At 70.7% G+C, this 19,499-nt stretch carries 20 protein-coding genes and 3 pseudogenes; 16 read left to right on the top strand and 7 right to left on the bottom strand.

The genetic code is table 11. From position 1 onward, the window contains the following. Positions 1-35 precede the first annotated feature (35 nt). Both DNK56_RS23725 and DNK56_RS23720 read left to right on the top strand, forming a co-directional pair. Positions 36-602 (top strand): Uma2 family endonuclease, encoded by a 567-nt coding sequence (locus DNK56_RS23725; protein WP_111337878.1) that lies wholly within the window; start codon positions 36-38, stop codon positions 600-602. Between the two features lie 140 nt (positions 603-742). Continuing rightward, on the top strand, positions 743-1,147 hold the full coding sequence (locus tag DNK56_RS23720; protein WP_111337877.1) for a hypothetical protein: 405 nt from the start codon (positions 743-745) through the stop codon (positions 1,145-1,147). Positions 1,148-1,189: 42 nt separating this feature from the next. On the opposite strand, the gene DNK56_RS23715 is transcribed toward DNK56_RS23720, so the two are convergent. Continuing rightward, the gene (locus DNK56_RS23715) at positions 1,190-1,618 is read right to left on the bottom strand and encodes a hypothetical protein (protein ID WP_111337876.1); all 429 of its coding nucleotides are present in this window, start codon (positions 1,616-1,618) and stop codon (positions 1,190-1,192) included. 185 nt (positions 1,619-1,803) lie between these two features. Between DNK56_RS23715 and DNK56_RS23710 the strand changes: the two genes are divergently transcribed. The 9 genes and pseudogenes from DNK56_RS23710 to DNK56_RS23675 all read left to right on the top strand — a co-directional run bounded on the left by DNK56_RS23710 (position 1,804) and on the right by DNK56_RS23675 (position 11,140). Then, a complete protein-coding gene (locus DNK56_RS23710) occupies positions 1,804-2,505 on the top strand; it encodes a DUF2249 domain-containing protein (RefSeq protein ID WP_111337875.1) in 702 nt (233 codons plus the stop codon). A gap of 31 nt (positions 2,506-2,536) precedes the next feature. Beyond that, positions 2,537-2,947, top strand: coding sequence for a cupin domain-containing protein (locus tag DNK56_RS23705; RefSeq protein ID WP_111339517.1), 411 nt, complete (start codon positions 2,537-2,539; stop codon positions 2,945-2,947). Continuing rightward, positions 2,944-3,120, top strand: a complete 177-nt coding sequence (locus tag DNK56_RS35530; RefSeq protein ID WP_199563644.1) for a DUF6104 family protein — start codon at positions 2,944-2,946, stop codon at positions 3,118-3,120. Before DNK56_RS23705 ends, DNK56_RS35530 begins: the two co-directional genes overlap by 4 nt. Positions 3,121-3,161: 41 nt before the next feature. Next, positions 3,162-3,875: a helix-turn-helix transcriptional regulator gene (locus tag DNK56_RS23700; protein ID WP_111337874.1), complete on the top strand. Its 714-nt coding sequence runs from the start codon at positions 3,162-3,164 to the stop codon at positions 3,873-3,875. A gap of 121 nt (positions 3,876-3,996) precedes the next feature. After that, positions 3,997-4,755: an FHA domain-containing protein gene (locus tag DNK56_RS23695; protein WP_111337873.1), complete on the top strand. Its 759-nt coding sequence runs from the start codon at positions 3,997-3,999 to the stop codon at positions 4,753-4,755. Further along, the gene (locus DNK56_RS23690; RefSeq protein ID WP_111337872.1) at positions 4,752-6,212 is read left to right on the top strand and encodes a serine/threonine protein kinase; all 1,461 of its coding nucleotides are present in this window, start codon (positions 4,752-4,754) and stop codon (positions 6,210-6,212) included. Before DNK56_RS23695 ends, DNK56_RS23690 begins: the two co-directional genes overlap by 4 nt. Positions 6,213-6,295: 83 nt before the next feature. Continuing rightward, positions 6,296-7,222, top strand: a complete 927-nt coding sequence (locus tag DNK56_RS23685) for a hypothetical protein (protein WP_111337871.1) — start codon at positions 6,296-6,298, stop codon at positions 7,220-7,222. Between the two features lie 103 nt (positions 7,223-7,325). Then, positions 7,326-7,799, top strand: a complete 474-nt coding sequence (locus tag DNK56_RS23680; protein WP_111337870.1) for a hypothetical protein — start codon at positions 7,326-7,328, stop codon at positions 7,797-7,799. A gap of 149 nt (positions 7,800-7,948) precedes the next feature. Continuing rightward, positions 7,949-11,140, top strand: a pseudogene (locus DNK56_RS23675) (tetratricopeptide repeat protein). Between the two features lie 85 nt (positions 11,141-11,225). Here DNK56_RS23675 and DNK56_RS23670 read toward each other — a convergent pair. Both DNK56_RS23670 and mca read right to left on the bottom strand, forming a co-directional pair. After that, a complete protein-coding gene (locus DNK56_RS23670; protein WP_111337869.1) occupies positions 11,226-11,456 on the bottom strand; it encodes a hypothetical protein in 231 nt (76 codons plus the stop codon). Between the two features lies 1 nt (position 11,457). After that, the gene (gene mca / locus DNK56_RS23665; RefSeq protein WP_111337868.1) at positions 11,458-12,339 is read right to left on the bottom strand and encodes a mycothiol conjugate amidase Mca; all 882 of its coding nucleotides are present in this window, start codon (positions 12,337-12,339) and stop codon (positions 11,458-11,460) included. A 97-nt stretch (positions 12,340-12,436) separates the two neighbouring features. Here mca and DNK56_RS23660 point away from each other — a divergent pair, with 97 nt between their 5' ends. The 3 genes and pseudogenes from DNK56_RS23660 to DNK56_RS36200 form a co-directional block, all read left to right on the top strand. Further along, on the top strand, positions 12,437-12,853 hold the full coding sequence (locus DNK56_RS23660; protein ID WP_111337867.1) for a DUF4307 domain-containing protein: 417 nt from the start codon (positions 12,437-12,439) through the stop codon (positions 12,851-12,853). Positions 12,854-13,036: 183 nt separating this feature from the next. After that, positions 13,037-13,534 carry a transcription elongation factor GreA gene (greA, locus tag DNK56_RS23655; RefSeq protein ID WP_111337866.1) on the top strand — a complete coding sequence of 166 codons (498 nt, stop codon included), beginning with the start codon at positions 13,037-13,039 and terminating at the stop codon, positions 13,532-13,534. Between the two features lie 61 nt (positions 13,535-13,595). Then, positions 13,596-13,688: pseudogene (locus DNK56_RS36200) on the top strand (ABC transporter permease); the annotation flags it as partial. A gap of 1,403 nt (positions 13,689-15,091) precedes the next feature. On the opposite strand, the pseudogene DNK56_RS36510 reads toward DNK56_RS36200, so the two are convergent. Continuing rightward, a pseudogene (locus DNK56_RS36510) lies at positions 15,092-15,238 on the bottom strand (recombinase family protein); the annotation flags it as partial. A 100-nt stretch (positions 15,239-15,338) separates the two neighbouring features. On the opposite strand from DNK56_RS36510, the gene DNK56_RS23645 reads away from it, so the two are divergent. After that, positions 15,339-16,502 carry an IS4 family transposase gene (locus DNK56_RS23645; protein WP_111329449.1) on the top strand — a complete coding sequence of 388 codons (1,164 nt, stop codon included), beginning with the start codon at positions 15,339-15,341 and terminating at the stop codon, positions 16,500-16,502. 226 nt (positions 16,503-16,728) lie between these two features. Here the strand turns inward: DNK56_RS23645 and DNK56_RS23640 are convergent, their stop codons facing one another. Continuing rightward, positions 16,729-17,127 carry a recombinase family protein gene (locus DNK56_RS23640; protein ID WP_111337864.1) on the bottom strand — a complete coding sequence of 133 codons (399 nt, stop codon included), beginning with the start codon at positions 17,125-17,127 and terminating at the stop codon, positions 16,729-16,731. Between the two features lie 1,005 nt (positions 17,128-18,132). On the opposite strand from DNK56_RS23640, the gene DNK56_RS35520 reads away from it, so the two are divergent. After that, positions 18,133-18,408, top strand: a complete 276-nt coding sequence (locus tag DNK56_RS35520; protein WP_199563645.1) for a hypothetical protein — start codon at positions 18,133-18,135, stop codon at positions 18,406-18,408. Positions 18,409-18,467: 59 nt separating this feature from the next. Here DNK56_RS35520 and DNK56_RS23630 read toward each other — a convergent pair whose 3' ends face one another. Both DNK56_RS23630 and DNK56_RS23625 read right to left on the bottom strand, forming a co-directional pair. Beyond that, on the bottom strand, positions 18,468-18,713 hold the full coding sequence (locus DNK56_RS23630; protein WP_111337863.1) for a hypothetical protein: 246 nt from the start codon (positions 18,711-18,713) through the stop codon (positions 18,468-18,470). 379 nt (positions 18,714-19,092) lie between these two features. After that, positions 19,093-19,476 (bottom strand): hypothetical protein, encoded by a 384-nt coding sequence (locus tag DNK56_RS23625; protein ID WP_146610435.1) that lies wholly within the window; start codon positions 19,474-19,476, stop codon positions 19,093-19,095. Positions 19,477-19,499 lie beyond the last annotated feature (23 nt).

The following is a 19,499-nucleotide window of genomic DNA, read 5'->3' as shown; positions in this document are numbered from 1 at the left end:
CCCGGATCGCCGAGGTTCCTCGAGGGAGGTGCTCCATGACCGCCGAGATGGTGGCGCCCGCGTGGATGCATACGCAGATCAGCGCGGAGCAGTACGACTCCTGGTCCGAGGAACAGTGCGCCGGGATCGAGATCGTGGACGGGATGGTCGTCGTGAGCCCGAGCGCCTCCAAGCGCCACAACCGGCTGGCCCGAATCCTGGCAAACGCCCTGGACGCCGCCGCGGGCCCGGACTGGAACGCCGACACTGACTTCGACGTCCGCCTGCAGGACGTCCCCCTCACCAACCGCCGCCCTGACGTCACCGTCTACCGGGCGGAGACCATCGACCTCACACCCACCCGCCCCGAACACGTGCTCCTGGTCGTCGAGGTCGTGTCCCCGGGGTCGGAGACCACGGACCGGGTCGTGAAGGTGGACCAGTACGCCAAGGCCGGCATCCCCTTCTACTGGCGCATCGAGCAGACCGCCACCGGCGTCCCGATCATCTACACCTACGTCCTCGACCCCGCCACCAGGGCATACAGGGACGGTGAGATGTTCACCGGCACAGTGAAGGCCACCGCGCCCTTCCCTGTCACGGTCGAACTCGGGGCCCTGTGAGCGACGAGGAATCGTCCGCGCCCCCGGCGCCTCCGATGCCTGCGGGCTGAGGCATGTCCGCAGCCAGGGGCCTCTGGGCATCCAGGTGACCCCTGCGATGCCGAGCTGGAGAGCGCGTAGCGGTCCGGTAGGGAGACATCATGCTGAACTTCGTCGCCGCCGTGATCCTGGTGGCCCTCGTCGCGCCGGTCGTGCTCGTCGGACGAGGGCTGGGCCTCTGGCGCCGAGGAAGCCGCTGGGCCGCCGGTCTTCTGTTCTCCGCAGGAGGCTCGATCGTCGTCTACGCGGTCGGGCTCCTCTGGTTCGTCGCCTTCGTCGACTTCGCCAAGGGCTGCGGCCACGAAGCCGTCCGCCCGCCCCGGAACGCCGACTGGTTCGAGGAGGGCTCCTTCCCGCTGACCGCCACCTGCCACTGGGACGGGGGAGGCACCTACAGCTTCGTCCCGGCGTTCGTGAACCCGCTGATCTACGCGTGCATCGCCTTCACCCTTCTCTGCGCCGTCATGGCCGTCCGAGAACACCGCGGGAGCGGACACACCTCGTGAACGGGGCGTCGATACTCCGCCCGACCCGCAGGCAGGCCCCCGTTATGCCGTTGTCAGGGTGATGCCCAGGGCCAGGAGGGCGGCCACCTTTGTCACTTCGAAGGCCACGTAGTAGAGGTGGCCCCGGGAGCGGGGGAGGTCTTCGCCCGCCAGGACGCGGTCCGACCTTCGGTTCAGGGGGCGGCGGACGGCGGCCAGTTGGACGGTGAGCAGGAGTGCCACGGCGGCGGTGAGGGCGATCACCGGGGTGGGCGGGTCGCCCAGGGCGACCGTTACGGCGATGGCGGCGGTCAGGGCGACCTCGGCGCGGTTCAGTGCGCGGAAGACCATGCGGCCGATGCCCAGTCCGATGGGGATGGTCACTCCCGGGGCGCGGAACTTCAGCGGCGCCTCCAGGAAGGAGATCGCCAGCACCATCCCGAGCCACAGGAAGGTCAGGGCACCCGCGATCGCGGCCGACGTGGCGTTCATGGAAACGCGCCTCTCCTCTGCGTCCGGACTACGTCTCGTTTCTACGAACGGTACAGGTAATAAAGAGGCCCGTTCCGGGCGGGGTGGCCACCCGGCGCACGCTTTCGCCGGTTTTTACGAGGGCGCATGTAATAATTCCGTGCAGCACGGACCGTGCTCAGTCCGACGACGAAGGAGTGCCACCCATGTCACCTGCCGCAGAGGTCTTCATCCAGGCGACCGGCACGGACCCGGACGTGCAGGCGCAAGGTGTCGTCGAGCACGCCCAGGGGCAGTTGCTGGAGCGGCTCGAAGCGGTGGACGCGTCGCAGGCGGAGTCCGCCGCCCCGCTCGTCGAGCAGCTGCGCCGCTATCTGGAGGCCGCCGATCTGTCGCTGTACGCGGCTGCGTCCGGCGCGGCCGGGACCCGGCTGACCGTCCGCGCGCTGCGCGCCCAGGTCGCGGTGGTCCAGGGGCAGCTCGACGCGCTGGCCTCCGCAGGCGACGGGACCGGGCGTGAGCGTGCCCTCCGTACGCTCGGCGGCGGGCTCGCGGTGCTCCTGGGCGCCGAGCGCGACGTATTGCTGCCCGCGCTCCGGACCCTGCCGGGCGTCGATCTGCCCGCGCTCGCCGAGGACTTCACCACCGTCCTGGAGGGCGGCCGGCCGGCGGACTCGGCGGTCGTCGACGTCCGCGAGATCCCGCACGGCCGCCGCCACCCCCGCATCTTCACCCGCTTCGCCCGACTCGCGGACGGGGAGTCCTTCGTCCTGGTCAACAACCACGACCCCAAGCCGCTGCGCCGGGAGTTCGAGGCCACCCACCCCGACGCGTTCACCTGGGAGTACGTCGAGTCCGGGCCCGAGCAGTGGCAGGTCCGCATCACGCGGGTGGCCGCGAGTGCCTGAGACCCGGCCGCACGACCCGGCCCACGAGCCGATGCACACCTCCGCCCCCGCCGCCCGGCTCCTCTGCGACGTACACGCCCCCGCCCGCACCCCCGACGCCTCCGGTGTGCTGTGGAAGCTGGCCGAGTCCGGGCGGCAGCTCGACGCCAACCTGGTCCGGCTGCCGGCCGGGGAGCACATCGGCAGCCACGCCGAGCCCGACCTCGACGTCCTGGTCCTGGTCGTCGGCGGTGAGGGCACGATGCACACGCCGCAGGAGAAGCTGTCCCTCGCCGAGGGGGCGCTCGCATGGCTGCCGCACGGTTCGACGCGGAGCATCACGGCGGGGCCCGAGGGCCTCACCTATGTCACCGTGCACCGCCGCCGGCCGGGCATGCAGATCCGTCCCCACCCCGAGTCGGCCCTGGCGTCGGCGCACTCCGGGGCCGGGCGGCGGTCATGATCGACCAAGCCCTGGAGACGCTCCGGGCGAACCGGGGCGCGCAATCCGTGAACCTCACCTGGCTCGCCGGTGAGCTGCGGTACTTCGTCGACCTGAACCCCGACTTCGAGGTCCCGGTGGACCGGCTCACCACCTGGCCGGCCCGGCTCGACGACCTCGATGACGACGAGTGACGACCTCGTTTGTCCGACACACGCTGGGTAAAATTGACCGAATGAGTGAGTCGATGTTCCGCGATCCGGCCGGGAGCGGCTCCGGCGCCGTGGGCGAGAGCCGGGGCCATGTCCTGGGCGTCCTGCGCTCCGCTCCCGGTCCCGTGGGGGTGCGGGAGATCGCCGAGAGCACCGGGCTGCACTCCAACACCGTACGGTTCCACCTGGACACCCTCGTCGGCGAAGGGCTCGCCGAGCGCGACAGCGAGGCGCTCGGCCGGCCCGGCCGGCCCCGTGCCGTGTACCGGGCCACCGCGACCCGGACCACCACGGACCGCCGCAGCTACCAGCTGCTCGCGCACATGCTGACGGGCCTGGCGGCGGAGAGCCTGGAGCAGCCCGCGCAGGCCGCCGCCGGCACGGGCGAGGCGTGGGGCCGCTATCTCGCCGACACCCCCGCCCCCGCGCAGCGGCTCACCGCCGAGGAGGCGATCGGCCGGCTGACGCGCGTGCTCGACGAGGCCGGGTTCGCGCCCGGTCCCGTGGAGGGGAGCGAGCCGGATGTCGTCGTCCCGCTGCGCCACTGCCCGTTCCTGGAGATCGCGCGGGAGCACCGGGACATCGTGTGCTCCCTGCATCTCGGCCTCATGCGGGGGGCCCTGGAAGAGGTACGTGCGCCCCTCCGGGTCGACCGCCTGGAGCCGTTCGTCGGCCCCTCCCTGTGCCTCGCCCATCTGACGCCCTCGGCCGAACGGCCACTGGACGGCGCCGCCTGACGCCGGTCGCGGCCCGACCCCGCTCGCTCCCGACACCGTTCCGTCTGCGCGTCATGCGGACATTTATCCGGAGTTCCTAGCCTGGCGGCGCATGGCTCGCATCGGGGGAAGGAATTCGTCCATGTACACCGTCGTCGTGGTACCGGGGCCCGGCATGGCGCCCCGCGACAAGGTCCGGCTGGCGCCCGGTGAGACGCTGCGGTTCGGGCGGGAGGCGGCCGACGGGGCGCCGGCCGGCGCGTATCTGGGCATCCCGCACGAGGGCGTCTCGCGCGCCGCCGGGGAGATCACCGCCACGGACACCTACTGGTCGCTCAGCAATCTCAGCCGCACGGCGACCTACGCCGTCGAGAACCCGGAGGGCGCCGGGGAACACATCAAGGTGGCGCCCGGCAGGCTGGCGGCGCCCGTCGCATTCGAGTTCGCCCGGGTCGTCCTGCCGGCCGGCCACGAGCTGGTCAGCTTCGACGTCTGGGCGCCCCGGCACGACTACGCCGCCCCGGACGAGGCCGGGCGCCGGGACGGGGAGGCGACCGCGCTCGCCTTCCCGCTCGACCGGTCCAAGCGGTACTTCACCGTGCTGGCCGCGCTGTGCGAGCCCCGGCTGCGCGGCGAACCGTACGCGCCGCTGCCGACCGTCGACCAGGTCGTGGAGCGGCTGCGCCCGGTGTGGCCGGCCGCCAACCGGGCGGCCGTGCAGTGGAACATCGACTATCTCGCGGTCAAGCTGTGTCTGAAACCGGGGCCGGAGTCCTGCGAGTCCGGGCCCCGGCTCAACGGCAAGAAGGACACCCTCGTCGCGCTGGCGCTCCGCTTCGACCTGGTGCGTGAGGACGACCTCGACGCGCTGCGCCCCGCCGCGAAGGGCGCGCTGCGGTGAGCGGGCGGCAGCCGTACGGCGTCGCCTCCGTGCCGCCCGGCTACCGCGTCGGGCCGTGGATCGTCGAGAAGCCGCTCGGCGCGGGGGCCTTCGGCAATGTGTACGCGGCCCGGCACGAGATCCCCGGGGCGCAACCGCCGCGCGCCGCGCTGAAGTTCCTGCCGACCGGTACGCACACGCCCCGCCAGTTGCGTCACCTGCACGAACTGGCCGAGCGCGAGGTGGCGTTGCTGCGCCGGCTCCGGTCGCCCCGGCTGATCCGGATGCACGACGCGCTGACCGTGGACGACCCGGGCCACCCCGAACTCGACGGCGCCACCGTCCTCGTCCTGGAGGAGGCGCGCAGCTCGCTGGACGCGCTGCTGCGGGCGGACGGTCCGCCCGAGGAGGGCCCCGCCCTGCTCGTCCAGGTCTGCGAGGGCCTGCGCCAGCTGCACGAGGCGGGCTGGGTGCACGGCGATCTCAAGCCGGGCAACGTACTCCTGATGAAGGACGGCACGGCCCGGCTCGGGGACTTCAACATGGCCGCCGAGCTGGAGGGCACCCACGCCTACTCCCCCGCGTTCTCGACCGCCGACTACACCCCGCCCGAGCTGCTGTGGTCCGAGGTCGGCGAGCGGGGCATGCAGATCCGCAGGACCGCCGACATCTGGGCGTTCGGGGTGCTGGCCCACCTCGTCCTGACCGGTTCCCACCCGCTGCCCGGCGGCACGCCGACCGCCCGCCGGGACGCGGCCGTGCGCTATGCGCGCGGCGAGGAGGAGCTGCGTCCGGCGGACGAACTCCCCGCCACGTGGCGGGAGATCGTACGGGACTGCCCGGCCCGCACCCACGCGGAGCGGGCCCCGCACGACGCGGCGTCGCTGCTGCGGCGCGTGACGGCGGTGGCGGAGGGCCGCGGTCCGGGCCGCCGCCGCTCGGGCCGGCCGCTGCTCCGGGCGGGCCTGGCGGCCGTCGCCGCCGTCGCGCTGGCGGGGGCCGGCCTCGGGGCGTGGGCGCCCTGGGAGGAAGCCCCGGCGGCCCGGCCGGACGAACGGGCCGCGGCCGGCCCCGGCGAGGACGCGCCGGGCACCGGTACCACCGCGAGCCCCGGCGGGGGCGCGTCGGAGCCCGGTACGCCCGTGCAGAGCGCCGGCGCGAGCGGGTACGACCGCTGCGAACCCGGCTTCGTCTGCTTCTTCCCGGAGAAGGACGGCCGCGGGGAGATATGCGCCTGGGAGGGCGACGACTCCGACTGGGCGGACGGGGAGAACGACTGCGCCTGGGCCGCGGAGCGGGCTCCGGCCTCGATCTTCAACAACGGGATCGCCGATCCCAACGGCTATGTCGCCGTCACCTACTTCGTCCGGGACGGACTGCGCGACCGGATCGGCTGCATCGGCCGCGGGCAGCGCTACAACCTCGCCTTTCCCGACCGCGTGCAGTCCCACACCTGGGCGAAGAACTGCACCCTCTGACGTACGAGGTACCGCCGCCACCGCCCCGGCGGGAAGGTAGGGGTGTGCCGCCGGGGGGCGGCACGGCAACGGGGGGTGGTGGCATGAAACGGGGGTTCATCGCCGCGTGCGTGGTCGCGGTGGCCGTATCGGCCGCCGCGACCGGGGGCGCGGGGAACGGCTCCTCCGGCCCGGCGCGAACGGCGCCGGCGGCCGGACCGGAGCGGGACGCCACCCGCGCCGAGGAACTGCGGATCTCCGACGCCCTCCAGGCGCTCACCGCGCGCTGCATGGGACGGCACGGCTTCCGGTACTGGCCGGGAAGTCTGCTCACCCTGGAGAAGAGCCGGCTCGCCGGGTACGTCAACGACGACACCGCATGGGCCGCCGAGCACGGCTACGGCAGCCGCATCGAGGAGAAGGCCGACCGGGCGCGGCGCGCCAACCCGAATGGCACGTACCGGGCGAAGCTCTCGCAGCGGCGCCGCGCCGCCTACGACGAGGCGCTGGGCGGCGGCCCCGACACCCCGGTCCTGACGGCCGAGATCCCCACGCCGCAGGGCACCGGGAAGATCAGCAAGCGGATCGGCGGCTGCTCGGCGGAGGCCGAGAAGAAGCTGTACGGGGACCCGGCCGCCTGGTTCCGCGCCGACAAGGCCGTCAGCAATCTCCAGGGCCTTTACGTGCCCCGGATCACCCGCGACCCCGAGTTCACCGCCGCGCTCAGGGACTGGGCGCGCTGCATGGACCGGGCCGGGCACCCGTACGCCGATCCGCCCGCCGCGCGCGAGGCCGTGGCACGGCAGGCCGCGGAACTGCCGGAGGGCGAGGCGTTCGCGGCGGAGAAGCGCGTCGCGGTGGCGGAGGCGCGGTGCGCCCGCAGCAGCGCGCTGGCGACCGTGGCGCGGGAGCGCGAGGCGTACTACCGCGACCGGCTGCCCGCCCGTTACCGCGAGTTGATCGACACCCACCGGCGGCTGGAGCGCCGGGCGTACGCCCGCGCGGAACGCATCACGGGCCCGCGCGCCTGACCGAGCCGCCCCACCGCCCCGCCCCCACCCCACCCACAGACCTCCACGGCGTCCGGCCGTGGATCAGCACGCCTCCGACGAGGCAGACACACAGGAGCGAACCATGCGAAAGCTGGGCATGTCCATTGCCGCACTCGGTCTGGCCGCCGCCGGACTCGTCGTCCCCGCCACGGCCGCGCAGGCGTCCGCGCAGTCGTCCGCGTCGGCCGCGGCCTCCAACCACTGCAACGACATCTGGCCGGGCCGCAACGGCAACATGTACGCCTACGACTCCACCTACTGCTACAACAAGCTGGGCAGCGCCGCCGGCAACGACGCCAACTGGGACACGGCGGGCGGCGGCTTCGAGAACGACAGCGACAAGGCGTCCTCCGTGATGAACGCCGGCTACACCGGCGACCTCGACGTCGTGAAGTTCTTCTGGCTGCAGAACTACGAGGGCGGCTACAACTGCCTGGCACCGGGCGAGTTCTTCGTGGACGACCTGTCCCGGAACACGTTCAGCAACGGCTACACCATGAACAACAACATCCGGTCGCACAAGTGGGTCAACGACTGCTCCCGCTGGATGCACTGACCCAACACCCCTGCGGCCCACCGGCGTTCGCGCCGGTGGGCCGCGCCCGTTCCCTCGCGCCGGGACGCCGTACGAAGGACACTGGTACCTCGCGGCGGACCGGGGAACGCGGGCCGGGGCCGTGGCACCGGAGCCGGAGGGGAACGCGGATGCGGATACGGGACACTCACCGGGCGGATGCCGAACGGCTGCTGGCACGGGCCGTGGAGGAGGAGGCGCGGCGCACCGGCCGCCGTACGGACGAGGCGCTGCTGCTGAACCGGGCGCGCGCCGCCTTCGACTCGATCGCGGCCGCGGCGGAGGCGGAGTACACCGCGTACGTGAGCGCGCTCGATGCCTCGGCGGAGGGCCGACGGCTGCGCCGGGAGAGCCTGGTGACGCCGTTACTGGTCACCGGGGTCGCCGCCGTCGCGGCCTTCGGCGCCGATGTGGCGCTCGGCACGGAGTCCGGGCTCGCGCTCGGCGCGGGGGCGGTCGTCGCCGTGGCGGGCGCCACCACGACCGCCGCCAGGGCCTCCACCCGGCAGCGCCCGTCCGCCCGGCCCGCCGAGGACGCGCCCGGCCGGCCCGAGCAGTTGCGGCTGCAGTGGCTGACGGCTCTGGACGTGCGGGGCATACGGCCGTTCCTGGACCGGCGGCGAATGCTCGCCGCCGCCACGCGTGCCCCGGCGAAGAAGGCCGCCAAGGCCCGTACCGCGTATCTGCGCGGGGGCGACCGCAGCGCCGCCGCCCGGACGCGCGCGCTGCTCGACCAGTCGTTCGGGCACCTGCCGGCGGCGGAGGGCCTGTTCGCGGGGCGGCGGGCCGAGCTGGCCCGGATCGGCCAGTGGGTGCAGGCGGCCCGCGCGGCCACGGAGACGAAGCCGACCGTGGTCGTGCTGCACGGCCCGCCGGGCTCCGGGCGCACCACGCTGGCCGTGCGGGCGGCGCACTAGCTGAAGGACCAGTTCCGGGGCGCGTGCGTGGTGGATCTGCGCGGCGGCACCGAGGGCGGGACGCCGCTGTCGACGCGGGACGCGCTGCTGCATCTGCTGAACCGGCTGGGCGCCCCGCGCGAGCAGCTGCTGTTCCGGGACAGCGCGTCCGACGAGCAGCAGCTGCGCCGGCTCGGCGAGCTGTACCACCGGCATCTGACCGGCACCCCGGTGACCGTGGTCCTGGACGACGCGCGGGACGCGGAGCAGGTCGCGGCCCTGGTCCCGGAGCGCTCCGACAGCCTGGTCCTGGTCACCGCCCGCGAACCGCTCGACCTGCCCGGCTCGCTGCCGGCCCGGGTGCACCGGCTGGAGGTGGGGGCGCTCGATCCGGCCGGTGCGGAGGAGCTGCTGCGCGCGGTGTCGCAGGAGGCGGAGCCGGGCCCGTACGACCGGCCGGCGAGCGAGGCGATCACGGAGCTGTGCGGCGGCCTGCCGCTGGCGCTGCGGATCGCCGGTTCCTCGCTGGGGGCGCGTACGGCGGGCACGCTGGCCGCCGATCTCGCCGCGTACGGGCCGGTGGAACCGGTGGAGCGGGCTCTGTGGCTGCGCTACACCGACCAGTCCGAGCAGGCCGGGCGGCTGCTGCGGCGGCTGGCGCTGGCCGGGCGGGCGAGCCTGGGCGCGGCGGCGGCCGCCGCGCTGCTGGCCACCGACGAGCAGGAGGCGGGTCGGCTGCTGACGGCTCTGGCCGGGGCGGGGCTCGTCGATCATGTGCGCGGCTCCCGCTACCGGCTGCACGACCTGGTACGCGGCTTCGCGCTGGCCCGGCTGCGCGACGAGGAGGACCCGGCGGAGCGGGCGGCGGCGCAGGAGCGGCTGATCGCGAACTACGCGGATCTGGCCGGTGCGGTGATCCGGATGGTGGACGGGAAGATGTCCACCCGCGCCGGGCAGTTCGGCTCGCACGGCTTCGGCTCCCTGGACGCGGCCCTGCGCTGGCTGGACGAGGAGTCGAGCTTCATCACCTCCGCGCTGCGCCATGCCGAGGGCGTGGACCAGGGCGCGGTGCTGGCGCTGCTGGGCGCGCTGTGCGACTACTGCCTGCTGCGCGGCGACCTGTACCGGCTGGGCGAGATCAGCGAGCTGACGCAGGCGGTCGACCAGGGGCTGCTGGAGCGGTCGGTGCGGTGGCGTACGGGGATCGCGGCCCGGCAGCTCGGCGAGCTGGACAAGGCCCGCACCACGCTGTCGTCCGTCGTGGGGCTGTACCGGGAGGCGCACAACGACTCGGGTACGGCGCTGGCGCTGTGCTCGCTGGGGATCACCCTGCACCACCAGGGCGACCTCACGGAGGCGGCGGCCCGGCTGCGCGAGGCGATGGGGCTCCAGTCGGCGGCCGGGCAGGACGCGGACCGGGCCTGGTCGGCGCACGCGCTGGCGGCCGTGGAGCGGGACCGGGGCAACCTGGCCGAAGCGGTGGCGCTGCTGGACACCGCGCTCGTCCTGCACCGCGAGGGCGAGTCGCTGCACGGGGAGGCGTGGACGTGGTTCCAGCTGGGCCAGGTGTGGCTGCGGCTGGACGACCGGGAGCGGGCCGGGGCCGCCCTGGGCACCGCCCTCGACCTGTACGGGCGCACGCACGACGAGCGCGGCACGGCGTGGGCGACGACCCAGCTGGCGCGGGCCCTGCTGCTGGCGGGCGAGGCGGGCCCGGCGGTGGAGCGGCTGACCGGGGCGCTGGCCCGCCACCGCGACAACGAGGACGCGCGCGGCGAGGCGTGGACGCTCTACTACCTGGGGCAGGCGCTGGAGGAGTCCGGGGACACCGTGGACGCGGTCCGGCAACTGGAGCGGGCCCGGACGATGTTCTCCCGGATGCGGGACGTCTACGGGCTGGCGTGCGCCCGGCAGCACTCGGGGCGCGTCAGCCGCGACCAGCGGGCCGCGCAGACGGGCAACCTGCGCAATTCCGGGTTCGCCCGGCAGCTGCTGGTGGACGCGCGGGCGAACTTCCGGCGGATCGGGGTCGCCCATGGCGAGGCGTGGACCTGCCTGGACCTCGCGCTGATCGACGCGGGCAACCAGCGGGCGCGGCAGGCCCTGGAGCTGTGCGGCGAGGCGGCCGGGCTGTTCGAGTCGTACGGGGACGCGCGGGGCGCGGACTGGGCGCGCTTCCTGCGCTGCACATTGCTGCCGTACGCCTCGCCCGGCGGGGTCGAGGTGGGCACGGTGGTGGCGCGGCAGGAGCTGGCGGAGCTGCGGGCGGCGGCGCATCCGGCCAGGGACCCCAAGGTGAACGACTGCGCGGACGCCTACGGGGTGGTCCTGGAGCGCGGGGTGGACCTGGAGGCGGACTGGCAGGCGTGGACGCTGGGGCTGCTGCCGTCCCGCCGGACGCGGGAGATCATGGGCGTCACGCTCTGAGGCCCGGTGCCGGGACGGGCCTGCGGGCGGGGCGCGGCCGAAGCGCCCCGCCCGGCCGAAGCGCCCCGCGTCCGCGTGGTCGCGCCTACTTCTGCTTCGCGGACACCGGCGCGGCCGGCTCGGCCGGCGCCGGCTCCTGCGGCGCCTCCTCGAAGTCGACCCGCCCCATGTGCCGGTTCATCGACTTCATGAGCAGCCACACGCCCACGGCGAGGACCGCGAAGACGATGAAGCCGAGGACCCCGGGGGTCACCTTGTTCTTGTCGAGTTCCTCGGCGAGCGGGACGAGGTTCGTCAGTGCCTGAGTCGCGTACATATCAGGCATTGTCGCGGATGCCCGCGAAGAGGTCGCTCTCGGGGAGGGAGGTATCGACCAGAGACTTCGCCAGCTCGTACTCCTCGGTGGGCCAGACCTCCCGCTGGATGTCCATCGGGACGCGGAACCAGCCGCCGTCCGGGTCGATCTGCGTGGCGTGCGCGATCAGCGCCTTGTCGCGGATCTCGAAGAACTCCGCGCACGGGATGTGCGTGGTCAGGGTGCGCTCGGCGCGGCCGAACTCCTTCCAGCGCTCCAGCCACTCCCCGTAGGGGGACTCCATGCCGCGGGCGAGCAGCGCCTCGTGCAGCGCGACCGTGCGCGGCCGGTTGAAGCCCTGGTTGTAGTAGAGCTTCTGCGGCGTCCAGGCGGGGCCGAACTCCGCCTCGGGGAACTTCTCGGTGTCCGCCGCGCCCTCGAAGGCGATCATCGAGATGGTGTGGGTCATGATGTGGTCGGGGTGCGGGTAGCCCCCGTTCTCGTCGTACGTGGTGATGACCTGCGGCCGGAAGGCGCGGATCCTGGCGACGAGGCGGCCGGCCGCGACGGTCTCGTCCTCCAGGGCGAAGCACCCCTCGGGCAGCGGCGGCAGCGGGTCGCCCTCGGGCAGGCCGGAGTCGACGAAGCCGAGCCACTCCTGCTCGACGCCCAGGATCTCGCGGGCCTCGTCCATCTCCTTGCGGCGCACCTCGTGGATGTTCTCCTCGATGTAGGCGTCGCCCTGGAGTTTCGGGTTGAGGATGGAGCCGCGCTCGCCGCCCGTGCAGGTCACGACCAGCACGTCCACCCCCTCGGACACATACTTGGCCATGGTGGCCGCGCCCTTGCTCGACTCGTCGTCGGGGTGAGCGTGTACGGCCATCAGTCGAAGCTGCTCAGTCAAGACTCGATCCTCAGTGATTGGTCGCGTTGTGCGACTTCTATAGTGACCGAACCGGGGGATGGAAAATTCCTCGATCCCCGGCACGGGAGGAACGATCATGACGGCGGTGCGCGAGGCGCTTCCCGAGAACCGCTACGGCCGCTCCGCGGACCAGCGCGCGGACCGCAGGCTCAAGGTCATCGGTGCGGTGCTGGGCGCCGTGCTGCTGGGCGTGATCGGCTGGATCGGCTACGGCTATGTGGCCGGCAAGGGCCTGAGCGCCGAGGTGATCAAGTTCAAGGTGGTCTCGGACGAGAAGGTCGAGATCCATCTGGAGGTCCGCAAGGACGTCGGCGCCAAGGGCTACTGCTCGCTGCGCGCGCAGCGCGAGGACGGTGCGGACGTGGCCCGCAAGGACTTCCGCTTCGACGGGGACTCCTCCCGCGTCGACGAGATCCTGACCCTGCGCACGACGTCCCGGGCGACCGCGGTCGAGCTGCTGGGCTGCTCGGAGGACGGCGGAGCGTCGCGTTGACCGCAGCGCGCCCGTCGTAACCTCAGTTGACAGGCTCTGACCTGCGTTTTCTTCGGTCGCGACTTTAACCTTCTCCCCCTTTTCCCGGTGAATTGTTAGGCTCGTGGTTTCGCCCACCCGTGAGCGCGCATGCTTGCGGGTAGGGCGTTGCTTTGTATTCCCAGTACCGACGAGGAGCACCCTGTGACTCAGACCAGCGAAAACGTCACCTGGCTCACGCAGGAGGCGTACAACCAGCTCAAGGCCGAGCTGGAGTACCTGTCTGGTCCCGCGCGCACGGAGATCGCCGTCAAGATCGCGGCGGCCCGTGAGGAGGGGGACCTGCGCGAGAACGGCGGGTACCACGCGGCCAAGGAGGAGCAGGGCAAGATGGAGCTCCGGGTGCGCCAGCTGACCCAGCTCCTGGAGCACGCGAAGGTCGGCGAGGCGCCGGCCGACGACGGCGTGGTCGAGCCCGGCATGGTCGTGACGATCGCCTTCGACGGCGATGAGGACGACACGACGACCTTCCTCCTGGCCTCGCGCGAGTACGCCAGCGGCGACATCGAGACCTACTCGCCGCAGTCGCCGCTCGGCATGGGCGTGAACGGCAAGAAGATGGGCGAGAGCGCCGAGTACGAGCTGCCGAACGGCAAGACCGCCACGGTGAAGATCCTGTCGGCGAAGCCGTACACCGGCTGACCGCCCGCACCGGACAGCAAGGAGCTCCGACCGCACCGCGCGGCCGGAGCTCCTCCGTGTCCTGGGACCGCTCCTCCTGCTCGGCTACGCGTTCACCTGGATCGACGCAATAATTGGCCTCTCCGTCCGCACCCCGGAAGCTGTGAACTCGGGGTCAACCGCGCTGGTCACCAGCATGTGCGGGAGCTGGTAGGAGGGCGGCACAGGCACGGCCTCGAAGCCCTGCAGTGCCTCCAGGGCGGCCTGGTACTCTCCCGAGCTGTGCCAATGACGTACTCGCCTGTACAGCGTCGCGTAGCCCCGGCCGCCGATCCTCTCGGACCCGCTGTACTCATTCCACGGCTTCCCTGTGCGCAGCTTCTCCAGCATCACGTCGAAGGCCCCGCGTACGTCCGTCCACTGGCGTGTGCCCGACAGGATGCCCTTGACCCGATCCCACATCTCGCCCGTCAGCCCCGCGGGCACCGAGGTTCCGGTCTCGCGGTGCCACTCGGTGATCGGGTCGGCTAGACCCTTGTGCCGAGGCACTCCCTTGTCGGTGATGTGCACGCGGATGTCGAGCAGGTCCAGCAGGTCCAGCTTCTGCGTGAGGGTGAAGTCGCGCTCGGTGCCGATGTCCCACACGGCCGTGAGCAGACTGGAAGCCACCTCCTCCCGGGCCTCCGCCTCCTCAAGCCACTCGGTCACGCGCCCCCTCTCCACCACCAGCTCGGCCTCCTGCGCCTTCAGCTCCGTTTGCAGTTCCTCAACGAGCACGGCGTCTTCTTGGTCGGCGTCGTCCACGCAGGCCAGGAGCAGGGCGATCTTCTTCTTACGAGCCGTGCGCATTCTCTCGATCTGCATGTCGAGCTCTGCGATGCGACGACGGTAGGACGCTGCGCGGTCAGGGATGCTTCCCAGCCGGCCCTCGACCAGCTCTTGCAGCTTGCTCTTGCTGTTCAGCAGGCCCTCGATCTCGGACCAGACGGCCCCTTCGAGGGCATCGGCCGGAAGCTCCCAGCAGTCCTCGTGCCGCTCGTCGAGCGGGACGCCTGGCTTGCCGGCCATGCACCGGTAGTAGCGGCCGGCTGTGTTCTTCGAGCGTCCCTCTGACACGAACGTGCCGGTCCGGTGGGCTCCGCACACGGAGATCAGGCGGTTGGTCAGCATGTACTGGGAGACTGCCGCGCTCCGCAGGCGGGATGTGCGCTCCAGCCAGGCGAGCACGGCTTCCGAGCGATCATCCGGCAGAGCCTTGGGCACGTCGATACGGAAAGTGGTGGCGATCTCCTCACCGTCCTCGTTCTCGCCGTCGAAGTTGAACTCGACGTAGCCCTTCAGGCTGGCCCGGATTCGGCGGACGAGGTTGCCGCCCTCCCAGGGCCTGCCCTGACGGCTCAGGTAGCCCTTCGAATTCAGGTGGCGAGCCGCCTCCTCGCGCGTCACGGACTCAGGAGAGTCAAGGACGTAGTCAGCGAAGGCCTCGACCTGTTTGACCTCGACCGGATTCAGGATGGGCTCGCCATCCTCGGCGAGCGTCAAGCCGAAGGGCGGCTCACCCAATGGCCAACCACCGGCCGCGATCTTCTGCCTCCGGCCACCCATGGTCCGCTCAAGAATCAAGGCGTGCTCGACCTCGGCCATGTAGGCGAGCAGAGAGAGCTGCACACCAAACGTGTCGTCGTTTGAATCGATGCGGCCGTCTGCCGTAACGATCCGGACTCCCCTGTCGCCAACGTCGCTCGCTTAGTTCATGATCGCGTAGAGTCTCGGTCTTGTGCCGAGAGATCACATAGTTGGTGAGACGTACCCGGAGCGGGTCCGGATGGGGGTGCTGTCGCGTACGTTCACGCCCGAGCTGGTCGACTTCGTGGTCGATGAGGCGGGGGCGCGCGAGGAGCGGACCCGGTCGTTGCCGGCCCGGCTGATGGTGTATTTCGTCCTGACGATGTGGCTGTTCAGCGGTGACGGATACGGCCTGGTGCTGCGGGAGTTGGTGGAGCACTGGCCGCGCCGGGCGCGGGAGGTGTGGCGTCCGGCGCGCACGGGGTCTCTGACAACGGCGCGGGCCCGGCTGGGTGCGGGGCCGCTGCGACTGCTCTTCGACCGGGTCGCCGGTTGCACCGGCACTGCGGCCACGCCGGGGGCTTTCTGGCGCGGGCTGCGGCTGACCTCCATGGACGGCACACTGCTGGACGTTCCTGACAGCGAGGCGAACGCTGCCGCCTACACCCGTGCCTCCAACGGAAATCGGCCTGGACCGTACCCGCAGGTGAGGCTCCTCGCGCTGGTGGAGTGCGGCACGAAGGCGTTGATCGGTGCGGTCTTCGACTCCTTCGCCGTCGGCGAGCGCACCTTGGCCGCCCGCCTCCTGGTGCACCTGCGGGAAGGCATCCTGTTGATGGCCGACCGGGGCTTTCCAGCCTATGAGCTGTGGCGGGCAGCCGCGGTCACCGGGGCCGAACTCCTGTGGCGGGTCTCGGATTCCTTCACCCTGCGGCCGCATGAGGTTCTGGCCGACGGCACCTTCCTCACCCGCCTGAACGGGCCGCGCGGCGCCCGGATCACCGTGCGCGCCGTGGAGTACACCGTGGTCACCACCACGATCGGCGCGGACGGCGACAGTGAGGAGACCTCGGAGCTGTTCTGCCTGATCACCACGCTCCTGGACCCCGAGGCGGCACCCGCCGCAGAGCTGGCAGAGCTGTACACCGCCCGCTGGACCAGCGAGACGATCTTCAAGCACATCAAGATCGAACAGCGGGGAGGACGCACCGCGACCCTCCGGTCCAACAGTCCCGCCATGGTCGAGCAGGAACTGTGGGCCATGCTCTGCGTCTACCAGGCCGTACACGACCTGGCCGTGGACGCCGCCCACCACGCGAACCTCCCCGTCTCGCACATCAGCTTCAAGAACACCCTCGCCGCCGCCCGACGTTCCGTCGGCGCGGACTTTCCCCCCTCGGCAACTGGCCGCCAGGATCCGTGACATCCAGGCCGACCTGACCCGCGAGGCCGTCCGTCCCCGCCCCGGACGTGCCGCACCCCGCGCCACCAAACGCAGCACCACCGGATACCGCACCCTCAAACCGGACGAGCCCGCCACCACCAAGGTCACCCACACGATCAGCCTCTCGCTCTTCCCCGAAGAACGACGACCACGCAAGCCGCGGGCGAAGCCGAGACCCCTGCAACTCGCCCCGCAGGAAACGACGTCACCGACACTCAAAGACATGGCGACGGCCATCTAATAGAGCGACGTTGCCCCTGTCGCTGACGTCATAAACCCAGCGATGGATGTTCTTCATGGTCCGGCCGATGCGGTCCAGCTTGCCGACAATCACCAGGTCGACCTCGCCGGCCATGATGTCGTTAGTCATTCGGTCGAGGTCTTCGCGCCTGGCAGGCTTGCCTGACACGCCGCCGTCCACGTAGACATCGGCCACGAGGTGGGGTACATGACTGAGGGAGGCGGCGAGCCAGTTACGGCACTGCTCCTCCTGCACCTTCAGTCCATAGCCTTCGAGCTGCTGAGTCGTGGAAACGCGTAAGTAGATCGCGACCCGGATGGCACTCTGCTGCAGATTCTGCCAGGGAAGAGCAATTAGTGCCATTATCACAATCTCCTTACGCCGCACTGTGTAACTGTGAGTGTAAGTCGTTCATTGCCGCATGAGTAACGAGTCTGCCTCGGCCTCGGGTTGCTTCTGGGCTTCGATTCCTTCCAGCGTCGTGATCTTCGGCGCCCGGCGGCCTTCCTTCCTCCTTCACCTGTTGGTTTAGCTCCTCGATCGGCGCGGCGTGCGTCTCGCGGAGATCCCGGTCCGCAGGTGCATCACCCTCGATCATGATGGTGCAGGTCTTCGCCGGGGTCTGCTCGTCGAGGTCACAAGCGGTGATCTTCATCGGGGCTCCGGTGTGATTCTGTAGCGAGCACTACTGCCGCAAGTGTGCAGAGTTGACAGGGTCGAAACACAAACGAAGTGTAAGTGGTGCGTTCGTGGGCCACCGGAAGCATGCCTGCGGTAGAACGCTCAGGAAAGGAGAGGACACGGGGTACGCAAGATCCAGGACAAGGATGCGGTCATCAGATGGCTCGAAGAGGGCTGGACTTATCAGGAGATGACCGAGGAGTACAAGCGTAAGTACGGAATCGACACCGGACCCTCCATGTGGGGCGACTTCTGGTATCGCGAAGGCATGGACCGCCGGATCGCACGGGACGACGAGCTCATTCCATGGGCCGTGAAAAAGGAGCACCGTCGGCCGTACCCGATCGTCATGCTGCTGGAAGCAGATACTCAAAGGCAACCACGCGCAAGAACGCTGACGAGCACACGGACTACCGTAAGACGGAAAACAACAAGTAGCGCTCCAGCCTGTGAGCGCTCTTTCGGAATAACGCATTCCGCGCCAAGCAGGGCGTCCGGTGTTCGAATGCCCCGCGCGACGTGGTCCACAAAGAGGCCCGCACACGTACGTTTTCGGGCTGCTGATAGCCGAGCCGGCCAATATCACCACCGTGGCGCCGACCGGATCCATCGCCAAGCTGCCGGGCGTGACCGAGGGGCATCCACCCGATCTACGCCCGCCACTTCATCCGCCGCGTCCGGTTCTCGATGCCGGACCCGGCACAGACCAAGACCATCCGCGACTTCGAGGCGCAGGGCTGCGCGGTCGAGTCGTGTGTGTACGACCAGTCGGGCAACACCTACGTCGTGGCCTTCCCGACCAAGGAGAAGCTCGTCGCCGAGGTCGAGGAGCTGGGCTTCGACCCGAAGATCGTCGAGTCATGGCTGCCGGCCCTCAAGGGGACGCCCCTGATGCCGGAGGCGCCCGTCCGCAGAGTCCGTACGAGCGGATCACCGAGGAAGAGTTCGACTCCTACGAGCTGACCGCGATCGAGGACTCCACGCACGAGGACTGTGCGTCGGGCGCCTGCCCGGTCCGGTAGTCATCTCGTCGGCGCCCCCTGCTGCGGACCTACGGGGGGCGCCGACTGATCGTCAGTGAAGTGGAACATGCCGATGATCACCAGGCCGAGCCCGCAGATAAGGCCGAACGCCCCGCCCCCGGCCGAGACGCTTCCCAGCGCTGATGCGCCAAGAGCAGCGACAGAGAACGCGCAGATGATCCCGACGAGGATGGAGAACATGACGTCGGCGATGATCGCAAACGCCTTCTTCTGGTTGGCAGTCACCGTGCTTCTTCCTCCATAGGTAAGGGAGGTGGCCGGTGAACCTGCGGATCAACAGACTCGACCTGAGCCACCGGTTGGTGGTTGAGGAATCGCGACCTGGCGGGAGTCGAGAAATCCTCGGGTCGAGCCTTGTTGGCAACCTTCAACAAGCTCGGGCGTGGCGGGTGGTGCGGCCCCCGCTCAGAGGAGGGCCAGTCAAGCCTTTGGGCGCACCGGGCGGTTGCATACCAAGTGCACCGAAACCCCCGCAACTGTGCGGGGGTTCTTTCTCTATCCAAGGTAGCACAGGGCGACGAACGGGCGCCTGTGCGTTTTTGCGCTGGCGTGACGAGAGCCCCCTAACCGCAGGTTAGGGGGCTCTCGTGTGCGCTCAGCCGGTCTACGCGATCCCGTACGGGCAGATCGGGAAGCCCTCGCGCGGGCAGGCGATCAGGGCCCGCGAGATGTACTGCTGGGCCTTCGAGTAGTACCCGTGGACCACATCGTTGCCGGCCGTCTGGTCGAGCGTGTCCCGTGAGTACTGGAGGCGATCCGCGAGAGGGAAGAGCGCTTCCTCGACGTGGGGGTTTTGCGACAGCTCCTCTTCGAGCCAGGTCATCGCCTTCTCGACGTCATGGAACGTGTTCATGACGTGGTCCGCCGGCCGGGTGAGCCAGTTCTTGATCTCGATGGGGGGATAGTTGGATGGCACCTCCCCGCGCCGGATCAGGCCGTCCGAATAGGACCGACCGGTGTACGAGTAGGCGTGCCAGTGCTGCGTCACGGCGGCAGAGTGGTCGTGCCGGG

It is taken from the genome of Streptomyces sp. AC1-42W (assembly GCF_003248355.1).
GTDB lineage: Bacteria > Actinomycetota > Actinomycetes > Streptomycetales > Streptomycetaceae > Streptomyces.
The sequence above is the reverse complement of the archived record's forward strand: the minus strand, read 5'-3'. Positions and strand labels throughout refer to the sequence as shown.

Bases quoted from the DNA above. Each gene is read 5' to 3' on its own strand.
- DNK56_RS23725 (WP_111337878.1), top strand. From the start codon at position 36: ATGACCGCCGAGATGGTGGCGCCCGCGTGGATGCATACGCAGATCAGC.
- DNK56_RS23720 (WP_111337877.1), top strand. From the start codon at position 743: ATGCTGAACTTCGTCGCCGCCGTGATCCTGGTGGCCCTCGTCGCGCCG.
- DNK56_RS23715 (WP_111337876.1), bottom strand. From the start codon at position 1,618: ATGAACGCCACGTCGGCCGCGATCGCGGGTGCCCTGACCTTCCTGTGG.
- DNK56_RS23710 (WP_111337875.1), top strand. From the start codon at position 1,804: ATGTCACCTGCCGCAGAGGTCTTCATCCAGGCGACCGGCACGGACCCG.
- DNK56_RS23705 (WP_111339517.1), top strand. From the start codon at position 2,537: ATGCACACCTCCGCCCCCGCCGCCCGGCTCCTCTGCGACGTACACGCC.
- DNK56_RS35530 (WP_199563644.1), top strand. From the start codon at position 2,944: ATGATCGACCAAGCCCTGGAGACGCTCCGGGCGAACCGGGGCGCGCAA.
- DNK56_RS23700 (WP_111337874.1), top strand. From the start codon at position 3,162: ATGAGTGAGTCGATGTTCCGCGATCCGGCCGGGAGCGGCTCCGGCGCC.
- DNK56_RS23695 (WP_111337873.1), top strand. From the start codon at position 3,997: ATGTACACCGTCGTCGTGGTACCGGGGCCCGGCATGGCGCCCCGCGAC.
- DNK56_RS23685 (WP_111337871.1), top strand. From the start codon at position 6,296: ATGAAACGGGGGTTCATCGCCGCGTGCGTGGTCGCGGTGGCCGTATCG.
- DNK56_RS23680 (WP_111337870.1), top strand. From the start codon at position 7,326: ATGCGAAAGCTGGGCATGTCCATTGCCGCACTCGGTCTGGCCGCCGCC.
- DNK56_RS23670 (WP_111337869.1), bottom strand. From the start codon at position 11,456: ATGTACGCGACTCAGGCACTGACGAACCTCGTCCCGCTCGCCGAGGAA.
- DNK56_RS23660 (WP_111337867.1), top strand. From the start codon at position 12,437: ATGACGGCGGTGCGCGAGGCGCTTCCCGAGAACCGCTACGGCCGCTCC.
- DNK56_RS23645 (WP_111329449.1), top strand. From the start codon at position 15,339: ATGGGGGTGCTGTCGCGTACGTTCACGCCCGAGCTGGTCGACTTCGTG.
- DNK56_RS23640 (WP_111337864.1), bottom strand. From the start codon at position 17,127: ATGGCACTAATTGCTCTTCCCTGGCAGAATCTGCAGCAGAGTGCCATC.
- DNK56_RS35520 (WP_199563645.1), top strand. From the start codon at position 18,133: ATGCCGGACCCGGCACAGACCAAGACCATCCGCGACTTCGAGGCGCAG.